Source organism: Glycomyces sp. NPDC049804 (genome assembly GCF_040674615.1).
GTDB classification, from domain to species: domain Bacteria; phylum Actinomycetota; class Actinomycetes; order Mycobacteriales; family Micromonosporaceae; genus Glycomyces; species Glycomyces niveus.
On the sequence record NZ_JBFAMQ010000041.1, the window covers coordinates 1 to 1,560 of the forward strand.

1 protein-coding gene is annotated in these 1,560 nt (G+C 69.0%); it reads left to right on the top strand.

Features of this window, described 5'->3' with window-relative positions; translation table 11 throughout:
* Window positions 1-117: 117 nt before the first annotated feature.
* Window positions 118-1,551, top strand: a complete 1,434-nt coding sequence (locus AB0K52_RS25600; protein ID WP_363537359.1) for an NF041680 family putative transposase — start codon at window positions 118-120, stop codon at window positions 1,549-1,551.
* Window positions 1,552-1,560 lie beyond the last annotated feature (9 nt).

Sequence of the window (1,560 nt, forward strand, 5' to 3'; positions counted from 1 at the left end):
CTTGATTTTTAACCTTTGGCGCTGGTCAGGCGGCCCCGCTTGAACACGGGCGAAGCCCTTGCTTGATGATTCTTGTTGCGACACAAAGAATCTCAACAGCAAGGGCTTCGCTTGTCTATTCTCCCTGAACCCGGCACCGACCGGGGCGCCGGGGCACTCGCCCGGTTCCGGGCCGGGTTCCATCAGTGTCTGAAGGCGCGATCGGACGCGTTGTTCGAACTCGCCGATGCCATGTTGTGCAGCTCCGGGCCGGTGGTGTCACTACCGGGCCTGTCGCTGTCCGGGGTGTTCGCCCGAGGGCACGGCGCGCTCTACGACGCTCTGGCCGCGGGCCGGATCGACACCGACCGGCTCCGCGAGGTCCTAGCCGCGCAGCCGATCAGACGCCTCTGGGGGCGGATCGTGTTGGCCGTGGATGCGACCGGGTGGCTGCGTCCGGACGCGAACTGCGCACCAGGCCGCCTGTACTGCCACGTCACCGGGCACGGCCGCGGCCAGGACCAGATGGTGCCCGGGTGGACCTACTCCTTCGTCGCCGCGCTCGAGCCCGGCGCGACCTCATGGACCCAGATCCTTGACGCGCAGCGCATCGGCCAGGACGACGACCCTGCCGAGACCACCGCGACCCAATTGCGCGAGGTGGTCGAGGGCCTGATCGCGGCTGGGCAGCACCGGTCGGGCGACCCGGCAATCACGATCGTGACCGACTCGGGATACGACCTCCCGCGCCTGGCCTGGCAACTGAGGGACCTGCCCGTGATTGTGGTCGGGCGCCTGCGCTCGGACCGAGTGCTCTACGGCAGGCCCGGCGCCTATCCGGGCCAGGGCCGCCCGCCCAAGCACGGCCGGCTCTTTCGCATGGCCGACCCTGACACCTGGGGCGAGGCGGAAACGACCAGCGGCGCCGACACCGACCGCTACGGCCGCCTCGACGCCAGAGCCTGGGGGAACATGCACTCGCGCCTGACCCATCGGGCCGCCTGGATCGGCCACGACGGCGCACTACCGGTCATCGACGGCACCCTCATCCGCCTGGAGACCGAACGACTCCCGCACACCGGCAGACCGATCCCGCTTTGGCTCTGGACCTCGCAGCAGGGCCTCGACCCGGGCCTGCTCGACACCATCTGGTCGGCCTGGCTGCGCCGCTTCGACATCGAGCACACCTTCCGGTTCCTCAAACAGACACTCGGCTGGACTGTCCCGCAGGTCCGCGACCCCGAATCGGCCGACCGATGGACCTGGCTGACCGTCGCCGCGTTCACCCAGCTGCGCCTCGCACGATCCCTCGCCGCCGACCTGCGCCTGCCCTGGGAAGCCCCGGCGGCCCCAGGCCGGCTCACACCCGCCCGCGTCCGCCGCGACTTTCCGAACCTCCACCAGGCACTGCCCCGCCTGACCAGTGCACCGAAACCCTCCAAGCCAGGTCCCGGCCGCCCTGCCGGGCAAGGTAACCGGCGCAAGGCACCGATCTGCGACCCAGGCAAGAAAGCCAAGCGCGAGAAGACCATGAGAGAACGAGAACAGCGCCTGACCAGCGCCAAAGGTTAAAAATCAAGC